Below are 23313 nucleotides of genomic sequence, written 5' to 3' on the forward strand. Positions count from 1 at the left end.
ATCCCTTGACACCCATCATCTTCTCGCCCCTTCCTACTTAACACTACCTGAGACTTACTAATAACTCTTAAAATCCTCCACTCTTTATCTCCATAATTAACCAACATTTTAGATGATATAGGGATAAATTTCTCGAATAATAAAATTGATATATAAACATAAAAAGATATAAAAAGAGATATTATTCCAATCATTAAAAAGAATAATTTAATATCATTTCCTTTTACGATTTCATTATATAAAGGAAACCCCATGGAAATACTTCCAAAAACGAAACTTATTAAAATATTAGCAAAGAAAATTTGCAACTTTTGAAAATTAGTTAAAAATTTCTTTTCAATATCTGTAATATTAAAATTATTAATCATAAAATATATGATTGGCATGAATAATGGAATAAATCCTATTTTTGTTAACTTATCTAATAATTCTATTAAAAAATCCAATTAACCCCACATCCTTTTCTCGAACAATTAAAAATTTTAGTTTTTATAAAAAATCATTTTTTCAGCCCCTTCTAAGTAATAAGTCAATTTTATCATTCTGATTAAATTATACATTAAATACTACAAAAATTTCATTACAACCTTCTGTTTATAAAGGTATACCTTTACAAACGCAGGAGCCCAATCTATGAAACGTTGAAACATCAAGTTTACAAAGGTGACTAGAATTATTTTATAAACGTTTATTTTTAATGAACACCTTTATAAACAAAAATGGTATAATTGTGGTAACAAGTGTAAGGAGAATACAAAACGTGGCAAATATTTATGGATATATACGTGTAAGTACAAAAGATCAAAATGAACAACGTCAGTTACATAAGATGATGGAACGAGGGGTGGAAGCTCGACGCATTTTTGTCGATAAAGCAAGTGGACGACATTTTGATCGCCCTCAATATCAATTATTACGAAAAATATTAAGTACAGGGGATATTGTTTACATAGATGCCTTAGATCGTATGGGCCGCAATTATGATGAGGTAATTTCAGAATGGAAGTATATAACAAGAGAATTACAAGCTGATATCGTAGTTTTAGAAAATGAAACCCTGTTTGATAGTCGGAAATTTCGTGAGATGGGTGATATGGGCCGATTAATGGAAGATCAATTTTTATCTTTGCTATCCTACGTTGCAGATCAAGAGCGTAAAAAAATTCATCAGCGACAAGCGGAAGGGATTGCAGTTGCTAAATCTCAAGGTAAGCATTTAGGGCGCCCTCCATTTAACCTTTCAGCATTAAATCACAAGCAACTAATTATAATAGAAGAAACTTATGAAAAATGGAAAAAAAGAGAAATGACAAGCGTTAGATTTATGGAAATATTAGGACTTAAGAAGAATACTTTTTATAAGATACTAAAAGAATATGAAGAGAACAAATTAAACCCTAAATAAATCATATGAGCCGAATATTCATAGTAAATAGTAACGTCTTCCTAGTATCGCAGTTAATAATCCAGCTTTAATAGTTTGGAATTAAAGCACTAAAACAAGAATTAGTATTTTCTTATCTTGTAAAAATATGTGACGTTATTCTAAAAGTAAAAAGAACTTGCAGAAATCAATACAAGTTCTTTTTAATTATAAGAATTAATAGTTATATTATTTTTCTTTCTAAGAAATCCATTTAGTTATTTCATATAAATAATTTTGTACTTTTTCTCCTTTTAGTTAAAATACACTTATTGAGAAACTACTTCTTCTGAATTAAAATCTGTAGCCTTTGTTTCATCAATTTTTTGTTGGATTTCCTTTAAAGCTTCAGCATAATTTTGTTTACCCGCTATATTTTTTATCTTTTTTCTATTGTTCTCTGATAGTTTATTATTATATATAACAATCATTTTTTCGTCTTGTATAATATTCCCATAATCATCGAATTCAATATGCGTATTAAAGCTAGCCGTTTTATCAAATCCAGGATTTAATTTTTCAGGGATGAAAGTAGTATCCGGAACTCCATTATCTTGTTTTAAATACACAAAGTAATATTTATTTTGACTTTCAACTTCACTCTTAACTTCATTCTTAACCTCATTTGTACCAGATAAGCTTTGTTCTTCAAACACATTCTTTCCTCCATCCTTCAGAAGAAGATATCCACCGAAAAATAGAATACTTAAAAATACAAAACAACTTAATAAAACTATTTGTTTTTTCTGCAACAAATATACCCACCCTTTACTATATTTAACTTACTTCCCTAGTATCATTAACTTAGTAATTTTACGTTCTTTTGCAATCAATAAAATACTAATTAATAAAATATCACAAATTGCTAATCCTAAACTAATTTTAAATAATAACCATCTATCATTAGAAATGAAAAAACAAACCATAAAGGAAAATTGCCAAAATACCAATAAAGCGAGATAAACCACGTTATGTTTTTCAAAAAAACTGTACCCAAAAACCCATTGTAATGCAAGTATTTGTTTAAACATCTCTAAATAATATATAGCAGAAAAGAAAAGTAACACAGCAGAAAGCACTAAAAATAGTGTACAACTAATTATAGTTAATTGAAGTTTTTCTGTATCATTTGATATCTTTTGCTCAACAAGTGAGTATGCAATAGATACAGGACTCCAAATATTATCAAAATTATACTTTTCAATTGTTCTTTTTGTTTTCTTAAAAGGAAACTCATTATCTCCATTTTTGGTATAATAGCCATAACCCATGGCAATTGAACTGGATGTATACATCGGCTCAAACTCATGCGTCAAAACCACCACTATTGGATCAATAATTTGATAATTCGTATCTACAGCCATTTGAGTAGTAAATGTAAAATAAGATTGTTCATTTTTTACATATAGTATCTTTATTTGTACTGAGTCAGGATTCTCATGATTTAGCATCATGGAATAATCTTTTTTTATTGTTGTTTTTATATCTTCTTGATTTTCTTCATATCTTTTAGGCACTAAAACCGTTATTTCAGATTTATTAGGTATTGGTAACTGTAACTTTTCACCATCAATTCCGTATACGGGATTGATTGATAAATAATTTCTATTAATAACGATTTGTTTTCCTTCCATTCCCCAAGGGTTAGGATTTAACTCATTATTCTTTTGATTGAAATAATAATAAGACGGAGCAATGTATATGGCTCCCTGATCCTCTAATTCCTTATATAAATTCTTGAATCGATTCAAACTATCTTCATTTTTGATATCAAATCTGTCTCCAGCTCCTACTTCCATACCTAGTGATGCATAATCTTTCATCAATTCCCATTTTTCTTGTTGTGTAATTGTTTTTTTAAGTTCAATAAAAGTGCTAATCCCTTGTTGCAGTGCAAGAATTAAGAACACAGCTAATATAAATCGAATCCCGAGATTAGAATAAAAGAATAGTTTTATGGGTTTTTTATTTTTAATCATTTGAGATATATGTATATTTTTACTACCAAGCCAAGTAACGATTATAATTAAAAGTATGACTAAGAATAAAAGAGAAATGTTTTCTATCCAAAAGCCTATAAAAGGTACTATTTGCTGATATTGATTGTAGTAATAAAGAAATATTAATAGACTCATGCTAGCCAGAAGAAATGAACCTAAAATGATATTTACATACCTTCTAAGTAAATATAACCCGATTTGCCAAAAACTATCTCCGTGCATATATTGAATAGCAATAGCTTTGTAATTGTTCATAACGTCATAAGACATAGCTAGTAATAATAATAAACATAATACAAAACTTGTTGTATAGATCATGGTTTGATACGGATACTCTGTAAAAACAGATATTGATTCATTTTTTGTTATTTTTATTGAAAGTCCATTTTTCTCGGCCATTTGTTTAAATAACTTGATATTTTTAGAATTGTTTAAAGAATATGTACCTCTAATATCTTTAATTGATGCTGCTGCAATCATCGGCCGAATTTCTATTGGGTTAAAATTATGAAAAATCTCAATCTGACCAATTTGATTTTTATTATTAGTTTTTATAGTAGAAAGGAATGCTTCAGAATTACTATTTGAATTCAGGAATTCCCCTGTCTTTAATTTTAGCTGCTTAAAATATTGATTATAATCATATAATGCTACATAATACACGATTTTTTCTTGTTTATTTTTTGTAATTTCGTGTGACGTCCTTTGCAGATTTACTTTAGCTTGCATTGCAATTTCTGATAAAATTTTAAAGTTTTCAACTTTATTTTTTTGAGGATTTCCTTCTTTTATTTCTAAATCAAAATTTTCCTCTGAATAGTTAACATTATAATTAAAAGCTTGAAACTGCAAGTATTCAAATTGTTTAATTGATAAAAAACTCACAATTGTAAAAGTAATAAAACTAAGAATAAATATTAATTTTTTCATAATATAACCTTTCTCTTATAATTGAATGATTCTTGAAAACAGATGAGACAAAGCTGTATCATGCGTTACTACAATAATTGTTTTTCCTTGCTGGTGTAACTTTTGAAAAAGAGAGGTAATAATATCACGATTTTCACTATCTAATGAACCAGTTGGTTCATCAGCTAAAATGAGAGTTGGTTTTTTAAGTAGTAGTCTAGCGATAGCAACACGCTGCTGTTCTCCTCCACTTAAAGTATGGACTTTCTCTTCACCATAGTTTGTAAGATCCACTTCCTTTAATACTGAGCATATCGCATCTTTTTTCTGTTTTTTATTTAATTTTCTATGTTTAATAGCAATTTCTAGATTACTATTTACAGATTCGTTATCTATTAATGCATAGTTTTGAAATATGAATCCAATATCATTTCTTAATAAGTCTCGTTTTTTCTTATTGGAATTTGTTTCCTTTCCTAACAATTTGATTTCACCAGAATCTGGATTTTCTAACATGCCAATAATATTTAAAAGTGTTGTCTTCCCCTTCCCACTTTTTCCATATATCCCAATAAACTCTCCTGCTTTTACTTCCAAATTAAAATTTTCAAAAAGAATTTTATTGTTAAAACTCTTATTCATATTATTTATAGAAATCATATAAATCCCACCTTAAAAACATTTTAAGGGGATTTATATAATTTCTATAAATCCCCACAATATCAATATATTTAATTAAAAAACATATTTTTGGTAAGTTACAGCATATGGTCCAGTAAAAGCTAAATGTAAAGCAGCTTTATAACCAGGTCCTACAGCTATACTCTTATAAGGAGTGCCATTTTTTGTGATTCCAGAGGCATGTACTCTAGAAGAATGATAATATATAGCGTAATGCTCCATTTTATTTTTATCAAAACCAGTATCAAAACTTTCTGCTGCAGAGGCTGCAATAGGTACTAGTGCTCCAATTCCCAACATAGCTGAAAGTGCTAAAGTAATTGCCTTCTTTTTCAATTTTATTCCCACCTTAAAAATCTTGTTTTTTATAATACTAAGAAAATACAATCTAATTTAAAAATTATGAAAGGTGCGCATCTTTCCAATTCATCTTAATCCAAATGGTATATTATAACAATAAATTAATCGAAATATGCAAAATTGCATATTTTTCCCTTAAATTAAATTTAATGCCAAAAACAATAAAAAAAAGCTAGTTCTAAAATGAAGAACTAGCTTTTTGTACATTTACTTTCAATTTAAATCATCTAATTTACTTTTCTATAGTCCATCTTTAAGTTAGCGTTTCCTGATAATTCTAGGTATTCTACTGTAATTTTGTGTACACCAGCAGTCATCGGTATTTTTACTTTACGGATATCTCCTCCATTCGGAATCCAAGAATCAATTACCCGCTTATCGTCAACATATATTCTTACTCCATCATCTGCCTTAGCTTCAAATTCATAATTTCCATTCTCAAATAAACCTAATTTTGTAAATCTAGCAGAGAAATTATCATTAGGGATACTTGGATACGGAGAAGTGCTTCCCCAGTTAAAATCAATATTAATAAATCTATCTATTGACCATTTCCCCCCTTTTACAATTGCATCACCCTTTAAGTCTTTATTGGCATAATACTCAGCTGTCCAATGTGGAAATGGCACTGCAGTAGCATATGGCTCGATACCAAATTCCACCTTACTTCCGCCACTTTCTTCTAAGTATTGTACTTCAATAAGGTGAACATCTTTTTCTGTAGACTTGCCAAGAATTGTTGCGCCTGTATTGTCGTCAATAACTATCTTTCGAGCATCTTCTACAAATCCACCACTTCCATGCCAACGATCTATAACAAGTTTGCCATCAATATAAACTCGTAAGCCATCATCAGCTTTTCCACGAATAATATATTCACCTTTAGGTAAACGTTTTACGGTGGTATAGCGCGCAGAAAAATTATCCTTTGGTACCTTCAAAGTTGGAGCGCCTTCGCCATTATCTTCTGCAAGTTTTTGCTGTTGACCAAATGGCTTAATTACTCTTGCATCTACAGGAAGTCCTTGTAAATTCTTATTTGGATAATAATACGCCAACCAATGATCAAATGGAACTACATCAGAGAAGATACCCGCATTCCCTGCCAATTCATGAAAATCTGTATCTATTTTATGCTCTCCCGCTGTTAACTTTGGTAGTAGTGCACGTTTAATTTGTCCAATTGAATCATTATTCCATCCATCAATAATATTCTTACCGTCAAAATTTACTTTAACATAATCATCGGCAAGAGTTTGCATAAAATAATCCCCTGCTTCTAAATGTTGCGATTGATCAAATTTAGCCGAAAACTCATCATTTTTTTGTCCTTCTGGTGCACCTAATCCCCAATTATAATGAACTTGGCTTGTTTTTTCTTTGTAAACATTATTACTAGATGAAATATCAGCACCTGGAATAACAGCATAAAAATTATCAATATCCGGAGTCCAAACAAGATAATGATCTTGAGGAGTAGACATCCATTCATCATGTACAATTGCTGAACGGTGCCAAACTCTTTCAGCAGGATCAAAGATTTCCTCATATCCTACACCTGTCACAGCATGATTTTTATAAATTGGATGTGTTTGAGTTGTGATAATAGCCGGTCTATTTTTATCTATTTCTTTCTTATATTCCTCAAAAACAGCAGGGTTCACAGGCTTGTTTTTATATTCTTTAATAGTCACAGAATATTTCCCTGTTTTTTCCCAATACTCTTTCGTGCCTGCAATACCATCATTACCAAATGTATTACCTTGGGCATCTGTTTTCATTAATTTCGGTAGCGTATCAATAATATAAGTTTCATAATCTGCCTGATTATTTTTTAGACGTGGGAATCCATTATTTGCCCAATATACAGAAACATTTGCATATGCTGTAGGTAAACACCCATGAGTCCAGTCGTAGTCTGGCACATTCGGTATAAACTTATGATTATAATATGGAGCATTCGCTGAGCGAGTTAACCCATTAATTTTTTTTATATTTTCTATATTTGAGGTAGTGTTCTGTGCATTCGTAAATATATTTATTTCTTCTAATTTTTCCTTAGACACTGATTTTTTAGTGTTCAAATCAATGAAGGAACCTTCTGTATCTGATTTTTGCAAATATGAAATAGGTGACACATAAATGCTATTCTCTTTATTAATTGTTTTGAATGGATTAGCACCTTTCCTTGTAGATTCTATTACACCCGGAATCTTTTCGTTACCGCTCACAATAATAAATCCATTTTCCTGGTCTGCTTTTTGTACAACAAAAAGATATGCAGTTATTTTTTTATTTTCGTCATATAATTTTCTATCAAATACCAGCTTACTGTCTTTCCAATCAGCATTAGAATTATTCTGAATAATATTAAAATAATTCATTGCTTGTTGTGTCGCTTTCTCAATAGGGACAATCCTTAAATCTCCCTTTTCTTCGGCATTGACACTGGTTGTAGTGACGAAAAATAAAAATAAAAATGTTAAAACGGTATAACTAGTTCGAAATACTTTAAACATACAAAATCTCCTTTTCTATAAAATTTTGAATTCTCACATATGATATAACAATATTTAGAAAAAAGTAAATTATTTTCCTATATAAAAATTTACATATTTTTAAAATTGAATTATAAATATATAGACTACTAAAAAGGGAGGTCCATAAATATGTGGAAGAAAACATTACTTATTTTTTGTTTATTATTTTCTATTTCTTTATCCGATGGTGGCTTTGCATCTGCTCAAACAATCCCATCAAATGAAATGACTTCAAGTTTCTCTTACATTTTAAAGAGAAATGCCTTAATTATGGCTTATGCTGCTGAAGAGGCTAAAGAAGAAGGCACTTACCCTTGGAGTGTTGGATTGGCATTTGCCGAAAAAGTAAAGCCTGGTGGTGAATGGGATTATAAAACAAAATTCGGAAGAAAAAAACAGTTCATTTACAATGGCTACTTGATGAAAGGTGAAGACTTAGGAAATATTCACTTTGGTTATGTAGCAAGAGCTGGAACAATACCAATTGAACTATTAGCTGATATTGAAGGAGCTTACCAAATCTGGTATAGCGAGGAATTAAAAGGATGGGCTGATAATTATTTTGATCAAGAAAATGATGAAGCAGGTAGAGCATATGGGGTTATTTTATGGGATAACAAATTGCTTCCGAATCCCCAAGATCCACCACCTCCACCGGTGAAGCCTTTTGATCCTAGTGCAGAGAAACAAAAATTTAATGCTTTAACTGTTCAAGAAAAAACTAAAATTAAAGCAGATATACAACGTATCTCTAAAGAATTATCAAAGTAAACATATAAGATTTTGATAATGTAAACTGACCTCATAAATAGAGGTCAGTTTTTTTATATTCCTTAAATATGCAATTATGCATATTTAAGGAATATAATTGCTATAATATACCATTTATTCTAAAATGTTATAAGATTATGAATTAAGGAGATGCGATATGAAGCCTATTATTAAAGGGGTAAGCATGAGTGTTTTAGCAATGAGTCTTTTACTTCCTTCTACTGTCAGTTTTGCGGATGAAAACATTGATTCTAGTCAAGCCAAAAAAACTGTTGTCACATCAAAACCACCATCATTAGATCCTGAAGAAGGAAAAAAAATCCTTGAAATCGGAAAGGAAAAAGCTAGGAAAGCTTGGGAACAAGAAAATCAAAAAAATAAGTTAAACAGAATGCGACCACCATCTGAAAGCTATTTTCGACCTGTTACACATTTTAAACAAAGTGATTGGTTTTATTGCGGACCAGCATCAGCACGCAGTGTTCTGACTTTCCACAAATCTGATAGCGGATCATCATTTCCAATACCAACTGAAGAACTTCTTGCTTCTTTAATGTTAACAACTAGCCAAGGAACAAATTCTCTTAATTTGGCTTGGGGATTAAATGCATACAAAGACAATTATGATTTTGCTGATAGTACCTATGGAGCTATGAGCCCTAGTAGCATTAGGGAACTAGAGGTATTAGTAAAAAACAAATTATCAGATGGAACGAATGTACCGATTGTACTGACAAATACACAACACATGGAACGTTATAAAAGAGCAGAAAAGAACTATAGGCATTTTATAGTAATTAATGGCTATCATGGTGCAGATAGAACAATGCAAATTGTCGATCCTAATCACAAATTAGATAAAGATGGAAAATCCTTAGGTGGTGTATATGAGGAGAAAATAGACGAGAATGGAAAAGGAGTAGGAAAAGCCGTTCTAAGTGCAACAGGTGGCAATCCAACATTAGTATATTGAGAAATTTTAAAATATTATTTTTTATTCTATGTATAGGTATACTTGTATCTTGCAGTCAAAACAAATCAAATATAAAAGAAAAAGAGCTTAATAGTACCTATACAGAATTAAAATTAGATTATGAAAACTATTACATGGCGTCTACATCCAATAACAAAATGTACTTACCTGTTTCTGATAATACTAAAGAACGTCTACCTAATAAACTTCTTACATATAATTTCTCTAACCAAACAGAAGAGACTATATTTCATTCGAAAATGGGTAGCGAGGCAAATATACAAGGGGTACATGTCAATGAAAAATGGTTATTATGGATGGATACCAATGCTATTGGATCAAAAACCATTCTATACGCAAAAAATTTAAGTAATGATAAGGAAAATCAAATCCATAAAACAAATGAAATTATAGAACCTTATCTTTATAAACATTATGTATCATGGATGGAAATTAATGAAGGGCAAAAAAATGCAGATATTATTCTCTATGACCTAGAAACTAATACAAAAACGAAAATAGATACTGTACAATCTTATGATACAGCTAGTACTACACTTCATATGAATGAAGATAAATTAGTCTATACTAACTCTACTGAAAAACAAACTACCATAAGCACATATAGCTTAAAAAATAAAAACATAAACAAATATGTAGTTCCACAAAATAATGTTTTAGCTCCTAAAATTGTAGGTAACAAAATAGTCTATGTAAGCTTATCTAACGATGAAAAAACAAGTGGAAATTCAATTGAAAGTTATTTCATTTTGGATATGGACTCTAAGCATGTAACACCACTCTCTATTGAAGGGGTAAATACCCAACAAGGAGATGGGATTGGATCTATGAGTGCAACTATGAATTATTGGGCATTTAGAACTGACAATCAAAAAATTTGGGTATACCAATTTAATAAAGATAGTTATAAAAAGATTAAATTAGATATTCCAAATGCATTTCAATTACGTATGTCAGAAAACGGAGACACCAATATTATATGTGACAACCCAAATACCTTCCCAGAAAAAGTGCATGATTCTATTGTGTCCGTTTCATATGATAAATTAAAATCTGAATTTCAAAATAAAAAAACAGAGTCCTATATTAATTAAATATCCGAAACCTATTCTATAATTTAATTACTAAAAAAATTGAGTTTATAAAAAAGCTATTTCTTTGAAATAGCTTTTTTATTTCCTTAAATGGCAGCATTTCTTTAAAAAACAGTATATAGAAATGATAAAAACAGAATTTTAACAGGAGTTATAGGATTAATTTGTATTAGCCGTTTGTTTTGGTTTATGTATCTTTCGAGAGGAGAGGGCATGGAAATGCCTAAAAACAGGTTGTTGCTCCGAACGACTAAGTTATTTAGACGTTTGAGCTAAATGTAAAACCACTTTAATAAGTATAATTATTTTCCGAACATTACAAACTGTCTGTTTTACTCGGAGATGCTGGTTCTTCCCCGAGTAGGGGCCCCGCGCGTTCACTGATAAATACTCTTTTCTTGTGGTAAATCCAAAGGGGAATGCAGAATTGTCCCAAATAATCCTAAGACTATTATCTAGAAATATCTTAAGACGTCCAAGTATTTTATTTATTACAGAACTCTTATTACAGAGAAAAATTAAGCCAGAAATAGGGCTTAAATATTAATATAAGAGGGAAATAAGCTTAATTCACAAACAAATTAATCTTTGTGTCAACAAGTATATATTTTGAAACATATTTTTTAATAGTAAATCAAACTCCTGATTTATAGGGGGAGATGGGCAAAAACACCCTAATTTCATTGTAAATAAATTTGATAAAGGGTTTGCAACATTATTAACCAGTTCCTTAACGTACAAGGTACCGGTTACTTTGTGTCCAAAATGTGTCTAAACGTACAATTTTCTTTTTTTGATATGGTGACCCCTAATAGAAGAAACTCATTCAAAATGGAAAAGTGGAGAAATAACTGCTGTTATGTTTATGGAAATGTTAGAGCTAAAGAAAAACACGTTTTATAAAATAATGAAGGAATATGAAGAGACCAAATAAAACATATGAGCCGAATATCCCTTAGAGTAGGAAATCCGGCTCATTTTATATCGAATTCTGCTTAACGTATATTTTCGTTAAAATGTGGGTGGTACCCTTATAATGGATCGTTCCCACAGGTATCCTGTCCTGTCCCATAAAAACTCTCATATATCAATATTATTTATTACTTTGATACTTTTGTAATACTCTATTTAACCTTTCGCGTTGCACTTCAATATCTTCAGTTTCAATCGCTACATTATCTAATTCTTCTTGCTTCTGTAATTGTAACCATTCTGGAATTATTTCTCGCCTCTTATTTGTTTTAATTTTATATGCTACTTGTTCACGTTTACTTCTATGTTCAAGATCTATAATTTTATTTTCTATAGATGTAATTAAGTAATTTTCATAATTTGGTACTGTTCCTTTTTTATAGTTATTAATACATTTTTTTAGTACAGAATCAAATGATCTCTTTTGTATTTTATCTTTGAAAATATCCCAAACTTTATTGGTTATTCCTAAAATATCATTATCAGATAATTGGACTGTTTGTTCAGTATTTATTTTGTTATCATTTTTTAAATTTTGCATATTATTTATATTAGAATGGCAAACATTAAGTATATCTTCATCATCAATCTTTGTTATTATTTTTTTTGTATCTATTTTTTTTGTATATGTACTTTGAGTGCTGTACTGAGAGTACTGTACTGATGGTGCAGTACTCGTTTTCTTTGGAGAAACAGACTGATGCACTTTTAGTACAGTAGTTATATCTTTAGTAATTTCAAGATTCCCACCATTCATTAGACTCAAGGATTTTACGGAAAATCCCGAGTGTATTAATTCTAAAATGTTATCCCGAATAAATGTATATAGTTCATCAGAAACAAATGGAATATCTGAAACATTGTAAAAAGCTTTCTTTTTTCCATCTATGTAACAATTAAATCCAATTATATAGTTTTTATTTGCAAGTTCTTTCCAAGCAGCATCAATATTTTTTCGACTAAACTTTTTATAAAGTTGAGTTTTATAAATTATCCAGTCACTTGGTAAGCTCATTAGGTGTGACAGTAGCCCAATTGCTCTCAAATCTACTAAATCATTTTGAAGGGGATTATTATGGATTTGGGCGTACTGATTTGTATGGCGTCTTTTAATTATATTGTTCAAAACACTATCTCCCTTAGAACAAAAATAAAGAATTAATTACCATATATGTTATATTAAGTTAAATTCCTTGCGATTATCTCTAACTATCTATATAATAAAATAGTAAGTTAAAAAATGAGCTTTGTAAGAAGCCTCATTAGTTTCTGGAAGTTGTTCTGTACCCGACAAAGTATGAAACAACTTCTTTTTCTTTTTGTTTTATTTTTCAATTTATTGTTGCTTATATACCATAGCGAAAGGTTTAATAAAAAGACAATTATTAGTATGTGCATACAAAATAATTGTCTTAATTAATGAAGTTTATTTTTCTTTTCCTAATTTTTTATCAATAATATACCCAATAATTAAAACTACAGGTATTAACAATAATTTTAAAAAGGATATATCCTCCAATGGTGTAGTTGTAACATAATAGATTACGCATGCTACAACAAAAAATAAAATAACAAATCGGGTTAACATAAACTCACCCTCCATTATATTTATCACATAGTTAATTTTGTAATAGACCAATTATTACTATTCAATTCATGTGAAAACAAAACACCTTCATTATTTTCATGTGATACGATAATAAATGTTCTATCTATACTCTCATTAATAATATCAGATAAAATCTTTCTACTCTCTTTATCTAAAGAGTTAAAAGGCTCATCTAATAATACTAATTCTGTTGGGGTAGATAAATTGATTGCCAGCCATATTTTTTGCCTAGTTCCTAACGATAAATTCTTTACTGATTGGTTTAGATAGGGATAGACATTAAATTTCTTACATAATTTATAAACGTTTTCTAAAAAACCTTTTCCATAATTAAAGAATAAATTATAGAATTGAATGTTCTGTTCCATTGTTAGTTCTTCATAAAATGTTGGAGAATCAGCAATAAAAACTCTTTTTTCCCTAATATCAGAAAAAGTTGCATTTTCGCCAAAGTAGTTTAATTCATATGAAAGTGTTTCTTCATCCTCTATTATATTAGCAATTATTTTAAGAAGGGTAGTTTTACCAGAACCATTCTCTCCAAACAATCTAACTTTGCTACCTTTATCTAAACAGATATTAACTTGACTAAACAATTCATCTTGATTTTCATATGAATAGTCTAGATTATTTATTATTAGCTTTTCCATATCTCTTTAATAACCTCCGCCTTAAATATGAGAAATATATGTCTCTATCCATGCTGCTATGAGTAATAAAATTACAGCTAAAATAATTACGAAAATTGAATTTTTAATCGATTTTTGATAAGTAATTTTATTATCATGCTTTGCTTTCTTTTTTAAAAAGTCAACATAACGTAATGACTCAAATCCAATTGTTGAGAACAATAAAAACGCAAGGATTTCAATAATACCATGTGGTAATATTCCAGTTAAAATAGGAGTAAATCCATGATGTTTAACTATTGAGAAAGTCAAGGTTCCTAGAAAAATTCCGTTATAGCCTAAACAAATCGTATTTAAAACCCCTAAACTAATCCATCCAAAAACCATTAATTTCAATCCTAAAATAAGGTTGTGATAAAGTAAATCATCGAAAGCTTCTGCATGGGGTAACAAGTCAAAATTCAAAAAATTTGATATCAAAGCTCCAGAAATAAAGCTGAGTATATAAATGACTAAAGATGCTATGAAGAATTTTCTGTAAATCAAAAATCTATTTTTGAAAGCCATATTGTCTCCTTTTCTTCTATAAGGATTATTGTTTTTTGATCAATTTAAATGATTTATAATCTCTATTACTAATGATTACTTGTATAAAAATTGCTAAACAAACAATAAATAGAATATAGATCCATGATATGCCACTTACAAGTTTAAACGTACCAGTTAATATAAATCCTAAAACTACAAACTGCATAATAAGTCTAGATAGCATGTTATTAGATGTAGCAATTAATGTATATCCGTTAAATTCGTTTAACTTGCTAATTTCAGGAGGATTTTTTTCTGAAGATAGCATGGCAAAAACATCGAAATTTGTACGCAATGAATATAAAACATATTCGTTTTTCATAAATACAAAAGGTAACAATACAATTAGTAAAGCAAGTGATTGCTTTGGTGAAATAAGTATAGTTGCAATTAGAAAAATTAATAAGTTTATTAATAAATATAATGTTGATGTTCTTTTTAAAAGTTCATATTTAGATAGTAAAATGTCCGATTTCTTTATATCGTGTATATTAAATAGTGAAAGCATAGAACACTCTTGTTCAAACTTGAAAACCTTGGAATATACATGACTTGTTGTACCAATTACTCCTTTAAAGATTAAATGTAATTGGAAAAACATTATCAATATAATAAGAATTTCATTATGAACGTACTGAACTGTCGCTAAAGAAATTCCAATGCTCATAGCTAACTCTCCTGTTAGGTATAAATCTAATGGATTATTCTTAAGAGAAGTAGACATGTTTTTTAAGGTATAATAATCTGCAAATGTATAATAATGATCTTTATTTAGTCCATTATATAAATTGTCACTGAATTTAATTTTAAAATGTCTATCTTTAAAGTTTCTAGAGTACTTAAAGACAATTAAACTAAGAATAAATAGCATTCCTATAGCTATAGCTACACCACTAAAGTTAATATAATTGTTGTATAGCCCTTCAATATTTTTATAAAATTGATAAATACTTGAATGAGTTAAAATGTCGTTAGTCTGATCATTCAAATTAGATATAGCTTTTAATTTATAACCATACAAATTAATATTACGTCTAGTTATGGAGATTATATTAATAAATATTGATGCTCCTGCGTATGTTACAAGACCTAAAACACCCTTCAAAATTATATGAATGATGGTACTAAACCATTTCTTCTGAGCTGATGACTTAAATAAGAGATTTAAAGAAAATAATGTTACATGTACAAGAATTAACAATGGAAAATAAGAGTATTCTTTTGTTTCAAATAAAATAAATAAAGAAATTGGGATAAGGGCTGTTAAACTATGAAATAATCCCACCATCCAGTCAATAATTATTACCTTTTTTATCAAGGTATACTTATCATTAACATAAGACATAAAGTGGGAAATGAGATATTCTTTATCCAATTGTTGTTTAGATTTTGCTACAATACTTATAACATGGTAGGTGGATAAAATTAAGGCTATGATGACAAATATAGTTTCATAACTTGGTAATAAGAATCTAGAAAGTAAGTACACTAAAAATAGTGAGAAACAGGTATCAAAAATCAAACTAAATGCTATATATTTTTTAATACTTTTAAATCTTAAAAGTTTCTTTAGTAAATACCCTTTTCTTTGATAAGAATTTAAGATATGTAAACCAACTAATTTAAATATGTTCATTTATTCAATCTCCTTATTTAAAACTAAAACAGCTAGGACATAGATTCCTAGCTGTTTTAAGTTTTAATGCTTTCTTACCAAGCAACTGCGCCCGCAGTACCACGTTTAGCCGCTTGTTCTTTAACTGTTGCTACGAAAGTAGCCCAGCCCACTTCAAGGATAGCATCAATGCCACCTGATAATGCTACTGTTACTGCTCCAATTGCAGTAATTAAAGTACCTGCATTTAGTACGGTAGAAACAACTCCAGCCGCAACACCTTTACTAATGCTTAACTTACTTGCTACATGAAATAAACCCATCTTGAATCTCTCCCCGTTTAATATTTAATTTTCTTAAGTGGTAACGATTCCATATTGTTCATATCAATATAAGAATTAAATCTTACCAAGCAACCGCACCTGCAGTACCACGTTTTGCTGCTTGTTCTTTAACTGTTGCTACGAACGCTGTCCAACCTACTTCAAGAATAGCATCAATACCACCTGACATAACAACTGTTACTGCACCAATTGCACTGATTAAAGTACCTGCATTTAGTACTGCCGCAACAACGCCACCTGCAATACCTTGTGAAACTTTAAACTTACTTGCTACATGAAATAAACCCATCTGAAATCCCTCTTTCTTAATATAAAGATATATAATTTGAAATATTTCTGGATAATAATACCACGATATTCTAAAAAAAGTAAATACATAAATTAAACTATATTCATAATTAATCTGACAAGTTTTACACTAGGTAAAATAAAATTTGTAAAATAGTACAGTAAGTTAAGTATATTTATTACATAGAATATTACATTTTAGGTACAAGTCCTGTTAGACTATTAAAACCAAGAGAGATAATAAATAAAATAATAATAAGAATGGTTGCCTGTTTTTTGCTAATACCAGCCGTAATATGCAAACCTATTCCTGTTAAAATTAATCCCCAAATAGAAAATATTTCAAAGGCATTTCCAATTCCACTAGCGACAGTACCAGTTTCAAACAAAGGACCTAAACTTGTATATTTTTCTGTACCCTTTCCATCTAATATAAATGCTAAAACTATGTTGATAATTGAACCAATATATTTAATCAAGCTTGCATAAACAATAATAGATAATATTTTTTTATAAGGTGTATCATTACTCATAAACATCATAATTACTCTATAGAATAATGCTGTTATAAGAAGTGTTAAAGTTGTGCCTAATACGCCCAGTAACAATCCGGTTCCTACTGCAATGTTCTTATCTTGGGTTGTTGGGGCGGTTGCTAACATTTTTAGCATTTGTGAACTATTTACTGACACATAACTAGCTAGTGCTCCTATAATCCCTCCCAAAATTATTAATAAGAAAAATGCTCCCCAAATCTTATTACTTTCTCTCATTTTTTCAAATTGAACAGTTGGTGAAATAATACTTCCAATTAAAGATGGTTTTTCTTTCTTTACAGCTTCGATTTGTGCTGTCATTTTAGTTCACTCCTCATTTTTGTGTAGTATCTCTCCAAAAAACAAGTATGTTCAGTACCAAAAATCATCCTAAAAACTTGTCTATTGAAAATTTATATATGTAGAGAGGCATATTCCCCTTATACATCAAAAAATCACTCATATCGTAGTGCTTCAATTGGATCTAATTTGGCAGCTTTATTTGCTGGAAGTAATCCAAAAATAATTCCAAGAATCATAGAGAACAGCACACCGCCAACAACAACTTCCCACGATACAAGTGGTGGCCATTTAGCAAATTTTGCAACGATATATGCGCCTCCATATCCTAGGCCAATTCCAATTAATCCACCAAGGAGGGTTAACATAACAGCTTCAATTAAGAATTGTAGCAAGATTTTACTCCGTGTTGCACCAAGAGCTTTGCGAATCCCAATTTCACGTGTACGTTCAGTCACAGATACTAACATGATGTTCATAACACCAATCCCACCTACAACTAAAGAAATACCCGCAATCCCACCAATAATCATCGTCATAATACCCGTGACTTTAGAAATGTTTTTTTGCATTGCTTCTAAGTTAACAACTTCATACTCACCCGGTATGTCACTAGGTTTGCGACTATTTAATATATCTACAGCTTTTTTTCCTGAAGACTCCATTTCATCGACGTTCTTTGCTTGTATAGAGATGTTTTGAATTTCCTCTTTCCCATACAATGTAGGCCATAATGTTAGTGGAACAAAAGCCTCAGACATACCAATTCCCATAAACTCATTATCAGACTGGTAAACACCAATGATTTGCATCGGTTGGCCTTTTATTTCTATGATTTTCCCTATAGGACTTTCTTTGGAATACATCTTTTCTTCTAAAGCTTTACTAATCAGAATTACGTTATTTCCTTGATTAATATCCATATCATTTAACGCTCTGCCCTTTAAAACTTTAATTTTATTAACAGAAAAGTAGTTAATATCAATTCCTATAATATTTGTCATTTCTTTTTTATCATTTATGTCCAAGGTTTCCATTGTTGAATTACTGGTTATAACATTTGATATTTGTGGTAATTTTTTAATTTCAAAGATATCTTCCTCTGTTAGGGGAGGTTGAGAATTTCCCTCTAGACCAAATGAGTTATTAATATCTGCCTTAAAATTAATTGGAATTACATTACTACCTGAGCCAACAAATTGTGATTTTAACATCGCTTCTCCACCTTGTCCAATTGCCACAACAGTAATAATAGATCCTACACCAATTATAATACCAAGCATCGTAAGTGCTGAGCGTAGTTTATGAGCTAGAATAGAAGATAAGGCAATTTTTATACTATCTAGTAAACTCATATCGCACACCTTCTATCTTCTGTAATTTCCCCATCCCGGAGCACAATACGACGGGATGAATAAGCCGCTACTTCTTCTTCATGCGTAACCATAATAATCGTCGTACCTTCTGCATTAAGCTTTGTGAAAATATCCATAACTTGTTCACCAGACTTCGTATCAAGCGCACCAGTCGGCTCATCGGCCATAATGAACGTTGGATTATTCGCAATCGCTCTTGCAATTGCTACACGCTGCTTCTGTCCACCTGATAACTCATTTGGTAAATGATGCACGCGGTCTGCTAATCCAACTTTACCTAATGCCTCTAAAGCACGCTTGCGACGCTCTGCTTTCTTTATGCCACCATATACAAGCGGAAGTTCAACATTTTCCACCGCAGAAAGACGCGGAAGTAAATTGAAGTGCTGAAATACAAAACCGATATACTCATTACGAATTAAAGCAAGCTTTGACTCGTCTGCTGTTAAGATATTCACGTCATTCAGCATATATTCACCTTCTGTTGGACGATCTAAACAACCGATAATATTCATAAGCGTCGACTTACCAGAACCAGACGGTCCCATAATCGAAACGAACTCACCGCTCTGAATCGTTAAACTAATACCATGCAAAATCGGCACCGCCAATTTTCCTTGATAATACGTTTTAGCAATATTATTTAACGTAATCATTTCTCTTTCACTTCCATTCCGTCATACACATCGTCGGAAGGATTTTTAACCACCTTTTGCCCCACTGTTACGCCTTCTACAACCTCTGTCCAGTCTCCATCAGTAGAACCTTTTTTCACATTTTGTTTACGAAGCTTCCCTTTTTCCTCAACATAAACAAATGCATCCTCGCCTTTTTCTACAATGCTTTTACTTGGAACAGCAATCATTGTCTTATTCTCTAAGTTTACTTGCAGGGAAACATGATAACCTGGAGATAAACCATCTTGGCTATCAAGACTTGCTTTATATGTATACTGAGACATATTTTGAGTTGCTTCACCCACGCCGCCAGCTTGCGCCATCTCTGCGCTCGTTGGGAATTCGCTTACCTCTGTAATCTTACCTGTCCACTTCTTCTTATTATTTGCTTTCGCCGTTACAGTGAATGTTTGATCCTTTTGAATTTGTGACTTCTGAAGCTCAGTTAACGTACCTTGAACTTGGAATGGATCTTTAGAAGCTACTTGTAAAAACGCTTTTCCTTGACCACCTAAAGCTTGAGATGAACTTTGTGCCGCATCTTTATCTAACTTTTGAACAACACCAGCGAAATTACTATAAGTCGTAAGCTCTTTCTGCTTCTTACTTAACTCTTCTTTCTGCAACTTTCCTTTTTCTTTCTCAAGATCAGTTGTCTTTTGAGCTATCTCTAACTCGTTTACTTGCTCGTCCATTGGATCCGTTACTTCTTTCCCAGCTCCGCTATCTTTCGCCTTCTTAATTTCTTTCTTTAACGAATCAATCTTCTTTTTCCCTTGATCATAACGCATATCCGCCATCTTCTGATCAAGCTCAGCTTGCTTCATTTGAAGATTAATCTCTTCATTGTCATAAGAGAATAACTTCGTACCTTTTTCTACCTCTTGCCCTTCTTTTACCTCAATATCTTTCACTTTTCCTTTGGCCGGATCTGCATAAAAACTTTCAATATTACCAGGCTTCACCTGACCAGAAATTAACTTCGTATTATTCAGCTTACGCTCTGTCACTTTCTCAAAACTTACAGCATCAGCATTTGTTGATGCTCCTTTCTTCTTCCCTTGCATAACAAAAATATTAATTGCTGCTACAATAACAATTAGTGTGATAACTCCAATAATAATCCATTTCTTTTTACTGCTCGAGGTATCAACTTGATTAGTTAACATAAAAATTCTCCTTTTGTTATTAAATTATTAATTCTTCATATTAAAATGATACTTAATGAATGCGATATATACAATAACTTAATAAGGTGAAATTTTCACTAAAATAAGAATTAATTTAATTTAAAGCACCTATTTAACCTTAATAAGTCATATATGCGTTACAAGAAATAACTCTTAATAGAATATTTTAAAGTAAAAAAACGCTATTCTTTCGGTATAAATTCACAACGAGAGAATGGCGTTTTTGTATGTATATTTCTGTATCTAATGAATTACAATTATTCGATGAAGAATTATATGAATATCTTACTCCTCCATTTATATAACAGGGGTAGACATACTTATTGATAAAAAACAAAAAAAGAAGAGGGATATCTTCCCTCTCTACCAATAAATTCAAACATATTTACAATTAAGGAAGGGCATACATTCATCAAGTGATGAAAGGAACAATAATATTTAATATAGTGAATTATAACACAAAACAACTTCCATTAATAGTTTATATTGCCATTAATGGAATTCTTGTGACAATTTTGTTAAATATCTTAATATTAAAAGGCTTTATATGTATGCTAATGGAATGTGGATAGTGTAGGGATAAAATATAAGGGGGATATATATTATGTTAAACAAAAAACAAAAATTAGTAACAACCGTAACAGCTTTAACATTAGGATGTGGATTTACTTTCGGATTAACACCAGCCTTTGCAGATTCTAATAAGATTTCTGCAAACAATACTCCTGTTCATTCTATTCAAAACCAAGAGCAAGAGCCTTTTACTGGATATGTCATTTCAATAGATAACAATTATTTAGTGGTTGCTGCTACTTCTACAAAAGATGAAGCACTTATTTATCAACATGATTGGTGGGATTTAGTTTCTCAGAATAAAATTTTAAGAGTTCCTGTTTCAGATAGTGAACACTACACATTAGGTGAAAAATTAAACGTATATGCAGTTGGTTGGACTGCATCATTACCACCAATTGCTGTTATGCCTACAATTGAAAAATTAGTCCAATAGGCAATAACATCTAATTTAAAATAGATAACCGATTCCTTAATCGTATAGGAAATCGGTTATCTTATTTTAAAAATGTGTCTACACTTACAGATTTCCTCAAATGATATGGTGAACCAATTATGTCATCTTCTTTTTTTTCTATTCTTTGTTATGTATTCATAAATACTATCCATAACAAATTCTTCTTTTTTATTCCAGAACTCTTCCGCTTCTTCTAGTGTACAGATATTTGTTAATTCGTGAATAGCCGTATCTTTGACTAAGAATGTAGCTACAGCACCTGTAGATTTTGAGTATTTAGCTATCACTGCATCTATAATATTATCCATTTCTAATGTGGTGTTAGTTACACTCCCTTGAGTGTCTTGTTTTAACATTTCTGTATCAGATAGTTCTCTTAGTCGAGAATTAAGCATATATTCTACATAACCAATGGGTGAATCGATATCTACACGGAAGCGTATATCATCTATAATTTCTAATATCAGTTCCTCATGTTTTTTCCATTTTTCTAATACTGCAGGGTATACTTTACCTTTACATCGCTCTTCAAAGCGTTTAATTTTCTGTTCAAATGTATTTGGTTGTTGAAATTCATCTAATTTTTTTTCAAAATGAGCTAAATTTGTATCCTTTCTTTTTTGACTACGTATGATAAATTTAATTTTTTGTACTCTTCTACCTAGTTTAATTTCTTCAAATTCAAAAGATATATCAGTTTTTTGATTTAATTCTTTTTGAGAAGGGTGTAACACCCGTTGTTTAAAATTAGCATAATTAGGATATACATCAATTGCATCTAAGTAGTATCTTAGATTTTCAAGACTGATTGTCCGCTCTTTTATATGTTCATATTGTTTTAATAACTCATAAATTCGGATAGCGTAGGTGCTTTTTAATTTAACTACATTAGCCAATCTATAACTTGTAAATTTACTACTTAATTCTAATAAGAATGGCTTCAATAATGGGTCAAAACGTAAATCAATTGTCCCTTTATTTTTATTATAAATTGCTGAAGAAAGCCAAGATACTTGAATTAATTCTTCCCCTATCCTAATTTCAATTACTTTAGAAACTAATTCCTTTGTGATTTTACTTAACTCAGTATATTTCGTTGATCCACTCAAACCAAGCAAATCATGAAATTGTTTAATTGGAAATGTATATGTTTTAAAATCTCGATCACTTGGTTCAATATTACTTGCTAAGCAAAGTAGCATCTTTTGTTCTACTAAATTTAAGCGTGAATTTGCTTCAATTAAAGTATTAGACTTCGAAACAATGTTATTCTCTTTTATTTGCAAATCCTGTTTTAGAGACATATCTAAATACGTCCTTTCCTTCCTACCTTTATTGCTAAAATAACTATAACAAATATACCTCTATTGTTATAGTTATTTTTTAA

Annotated in this window: 22 protein-coding genes and 2 pseudogenes; 6 read left to right on the forward strand and 18 right to left on the reverse strand. The window is 30.4% G+C overall.

Annotated elements, in window-relative coordinates:
• Window positions 1-446 (reverse strand): annotated as a pseudogene (locus MR160_RS25625) (hypothetical protein); the annotation flags it as partial.
• Window positions 447-760: 314 nt separating this feature from the next.
• Between MR160_RS25625 and MR160_RS25630 the strand changes: the two are divergent.
• Window positions 761-1405, forward strand: coding sequence for a recombinase family protein (locus MR160_RS25630; protein WP_086391660.1), 645 nt, complete (start codon window positions 761-763; stop codon window positions 1403-1405).
• A 287-nt stretch (window positions 1406-1692) separates the two neighbouring features.
• Here the strand turns inward: MR160_RS25630 and MR160_RS25635 are convergent, their stop codons facing one another.
• The 5 genes from MR160_RS25635 to MR160_RS25655 form a co-directional block, all read right to left on the reverse strand.
• Window positions 1693-2175 (reverse strand): hypothetical protein, encoded by a 483-nt coding sequence (locus MR160_RS25635; protein WP_086391659.1) that lies wholly within the window; start codon window positions 2173-2175, stop codon window positions 1693-1695.
• Between the two features lie 30 nt (window positions 2176-2205).
• Window positions 2206-4353 (reverse strand): DUF1430 domain-containing protein, encoded by a 2148-nt coding sequence (locus MR160_RS25640; protein ID WP_242298353.1) that lies wholly within the window; start codon window positions 4351-4353, stop codon window positions 2206-2208.
• A 15-nt stretch (window positions 4354-4368) separates the two neighbouring features.
• Entirely contained in the window at window positions 4369-4992 is a 624-nt protein-coding gene (locus MR160_RS25645) for a putative bacteriocin export ABC transporter (protein WP_242298355.1), read from the reverse strand.
• A gap of 75 nt (window positions 4993-5067) precedes the next feature.
• On the reverse strand, window positions 5068-5349 hold the full coding sequence (locus MR160_RS25650; RefSeq protein WP_061663964.1) for a hypothetical protein: 282 nt from the start codon (window positions 5347-5349) through the stop codon (window positions 5068-5070).
• Window positions 5350-5600: 251 nt separating this feature from the next.
• Window positions 5601-7892, reverse strand: a complete 2292-nt coding sequence (locus MR160_RS25655; RefSeq protein ID WP_086391655.1) for a PA14 domain-containing protein — start codon at window positions 7890-7892, stop codon at window positions 5601-5603.
• A gap of 150 nt (window positions 7893-8042) precedes the next feature.
• On the opposite strand from MR160_RS25655, the gene MR160_RS25660 reads away from it, so the two are divergent.
• From MR160_RS25660 to MR160_RS25675, 4 genes and pseudogenes are all read left to right on the forward strand, one after another.
• A complete protein-coding gene (locus MR160_RS25660) occupies window positions 8043-8684 on the forward strand; it encodes a polymorphic toxin type 44 domain-containing protein (protein ID WP_086391654.1) in 642 nt (213 codons plus the stop codon).
• Window positions 8685-8841: 157 nt separating this feature from the next.
• The gene (locus tag MR160_RS25665) at window positions 8842-9657 is read left to right on the forward strand and encodes a C39 family peptidase (protein WP_086391653.1); all 816 of its coding nucleotides are present in this window, start codon (window positions 8842-8844) and stop codon (window positions 9655-9657) included.
• Window positions 9658-9791: 134 nt separating this feature from the next.
• A complete protein-coding gene (locus tag MR160_RS25670; RefSeq protein WP_242298357.1) occupies window positions 9792-10772 on the forward strand; it encodes a hypothetical protein in 981 nt (326 codons plus the stop codon).
• A gap of 808 nt (window positions 10773-11580) precedes the next feature.
• Window positions 11581-11706, forward strand: a pseudogene (locus tag MR160_RS25675) (recombinase family protein); the annotation flags it as partial.
• Window positions 11707-11865: 159 nt separating this feature from the next.
• On the opposite strand, the gene MR160_RS25680 reads toward MR160_RS25675, so the two are convergent.
• The 11 genes from MR160_RS25680 to MR160_RS25730 all read right to left on the reverse strand — a co-directional run bounded on the left by MR160_RS25680 (window position 11866) and on the right by MR160_RS25730 (window position 20875).
• Window positions 11866-12870 carry a hypothetical protein gene (locus MR160_RS25680; protein WP_242298359.1) on the reverse strand — a complete coding sequence of 335 codons (1005 nt, stop codon included), beginning with the start codon at window positions 12868-12870 and terminating at the stop codon, window positions 11866-11868.
• A 300-nt stretch (window positions 12871-13170) separates the two neighbouring features.
• Window positions 13171-13332: a hypothetical protein gene (locus MR160_RS25685; protein WP_180227652.1), complete on the reverse strand. Its 162-nt coding sequence runs from the start codon at window positions 13330-13332 to the stop codon at window positions 13171-13173.
• 23 nt (window positions 13333-13355) lie between these two features.
• Window positions 13356-14003: an ABC transporter ATP-binding protein gene (locus tag MR160_RS25690; protein ID WP_242298362.1), complete on the reverse strand. Its 648-nt coding sequence runs from the start codon at window positions 14001-14003 to the stop codon at window positions 13356-13358.
• A gap of 21 nt (window positions 14004-14024) precedes the next feature.
• The gene (locus MR160_RS25695; RefSeq protein WP_098512293.1) at window positions 14025-14549 is read right to left on the reverse strand and encodes a stage II sporulation protein M; all 525 of its coding nucleotides are present in this window, start codon (window positions 14547-14549) and stop codon (window positions 14025-14027) included.
• Between the two features lie 25 nt (window positions 14550-14574).
• On the reverse strand, window positions 14575-16206 hold the full coding sequence (locus MR160_RS25700; RefSeq protein ID WP_242298364.1) for a hypothetical protein: 1632 nt from the start codon (window positions 16204-16206) through the stop codon (window positions 14575-14577).
• Between the two features lie 74 nt (window positions 16207-16280).
• Window positions 16281-16508: an uberolysin/carnocyclin family circular bacteriocin gene (locus tag MR160_RS25705; RefSeq protein ID WP_139895005.1), complete on the reverse strand. Its 228-nt coding sequence runs from the start codon at window positions 16506-16508 to the stop codon at window positions 16281-16283.
• Between the two features lie 82 nt (window positions 16509-16590).
• Window positions 16591-16818: an uberolysin/carnocyclin family circular bacteriocin gene (locus MR160_RS25710; protein ID WP_001993458.1), complete on the reverse strand. Its 228-nt coding sequence runs from the start codon at window positions 16816-16818 to the stop codon at window positions 16591-16593.
• 190 nt (window positions 16819-17008) lie between these two features.
• Window positions 17009-17674, reverse strand: coding sequence for a YknW family membrane protein (gene yknW / locus MR160_RS25715; protein WP_242298368.1), 666 nt, complete (start codon window positions 17672-17674; stop codon window positions 17009-17011).
• A gap of 134 nt (window positions 17675-17808) precedes the next feature.
• Window positions 17809-19008: an ABC transporter permease gene (locus MR160_RS25720; protein ID WP_000054384.1), complete on the reverse strand. Its 1200-nt coding sequence runs from the start codon at window positions 19006-19008 to the stop codon at window positions 17809-17811.
• Entirely contained in the window at window positions 19005-19685 is a 681-nt protein-coding gene (locus MR160_RS25725) for an ABC transporter ATP-binding protein (RefSeq protein WP_242298369.1), read from the reverse strand. The genes MR160_RS25720 and MR160_RS25725 overlap by 4 nt, the downstream gene beginning before the upstream one ends.
• The gene (locus MR160_RS25730; RefSeq protein ID WP_242298373.1) at window positions 19682-20875 is read right to left on the reverse strand and encodes an efflux RND transporter periplasmic adaptor subunit; all 1194 of its coding nucleotides are present in this window, start codon (window positions 20873-20875) and stop codon (window positions 19682-19684) included. Before MR160_RS25730 ends, MR160_RS25725 begins: the two co-directional genes overlap by 4 nt.
• Window positions 20876-21500: 625 nt before the next feature.
• On the opposite strand from MR160_RS25730, the gene MR160_RS25735 reads away from it, so the two are divergent.
• Entirely contained in the window at window positions 21501-21905 is a 405-nt protein-coding gene (locus MR160_RS25735) for a DUF3221 domain-containing protein (RefSeq protein WP_242298375.1), read from the forward strand.
• Between the two features lie 122 nt (window positions 21906-22027).
• On the opposite strand, the gene MR160_RS25740 is transcribed toward MR160_RS25735, so the two are convergent.
• Window positions 22028-23230, reverse strand: coding sequence for a replication initiation protein (locus tag MR160_RS25740; RefSeq protein WP_242298377.1), 1203 nt, complete (start codon window positions 23228-23230; stop codon window positions 22028-22030).
• Window positions 23231-23313: the final 83 nt, after the last annotated feature.

It is taken from the genome of Bacillus cereus group sp. BfR-BA-01382 (genome assembly GCF_022663475.1).
Lineage (GTDB): Bacteria > Bacillota > Bacilli > Bacillales > Bacillaceae_G > Bacillus_A > Bacillus_A thuringiensis_S.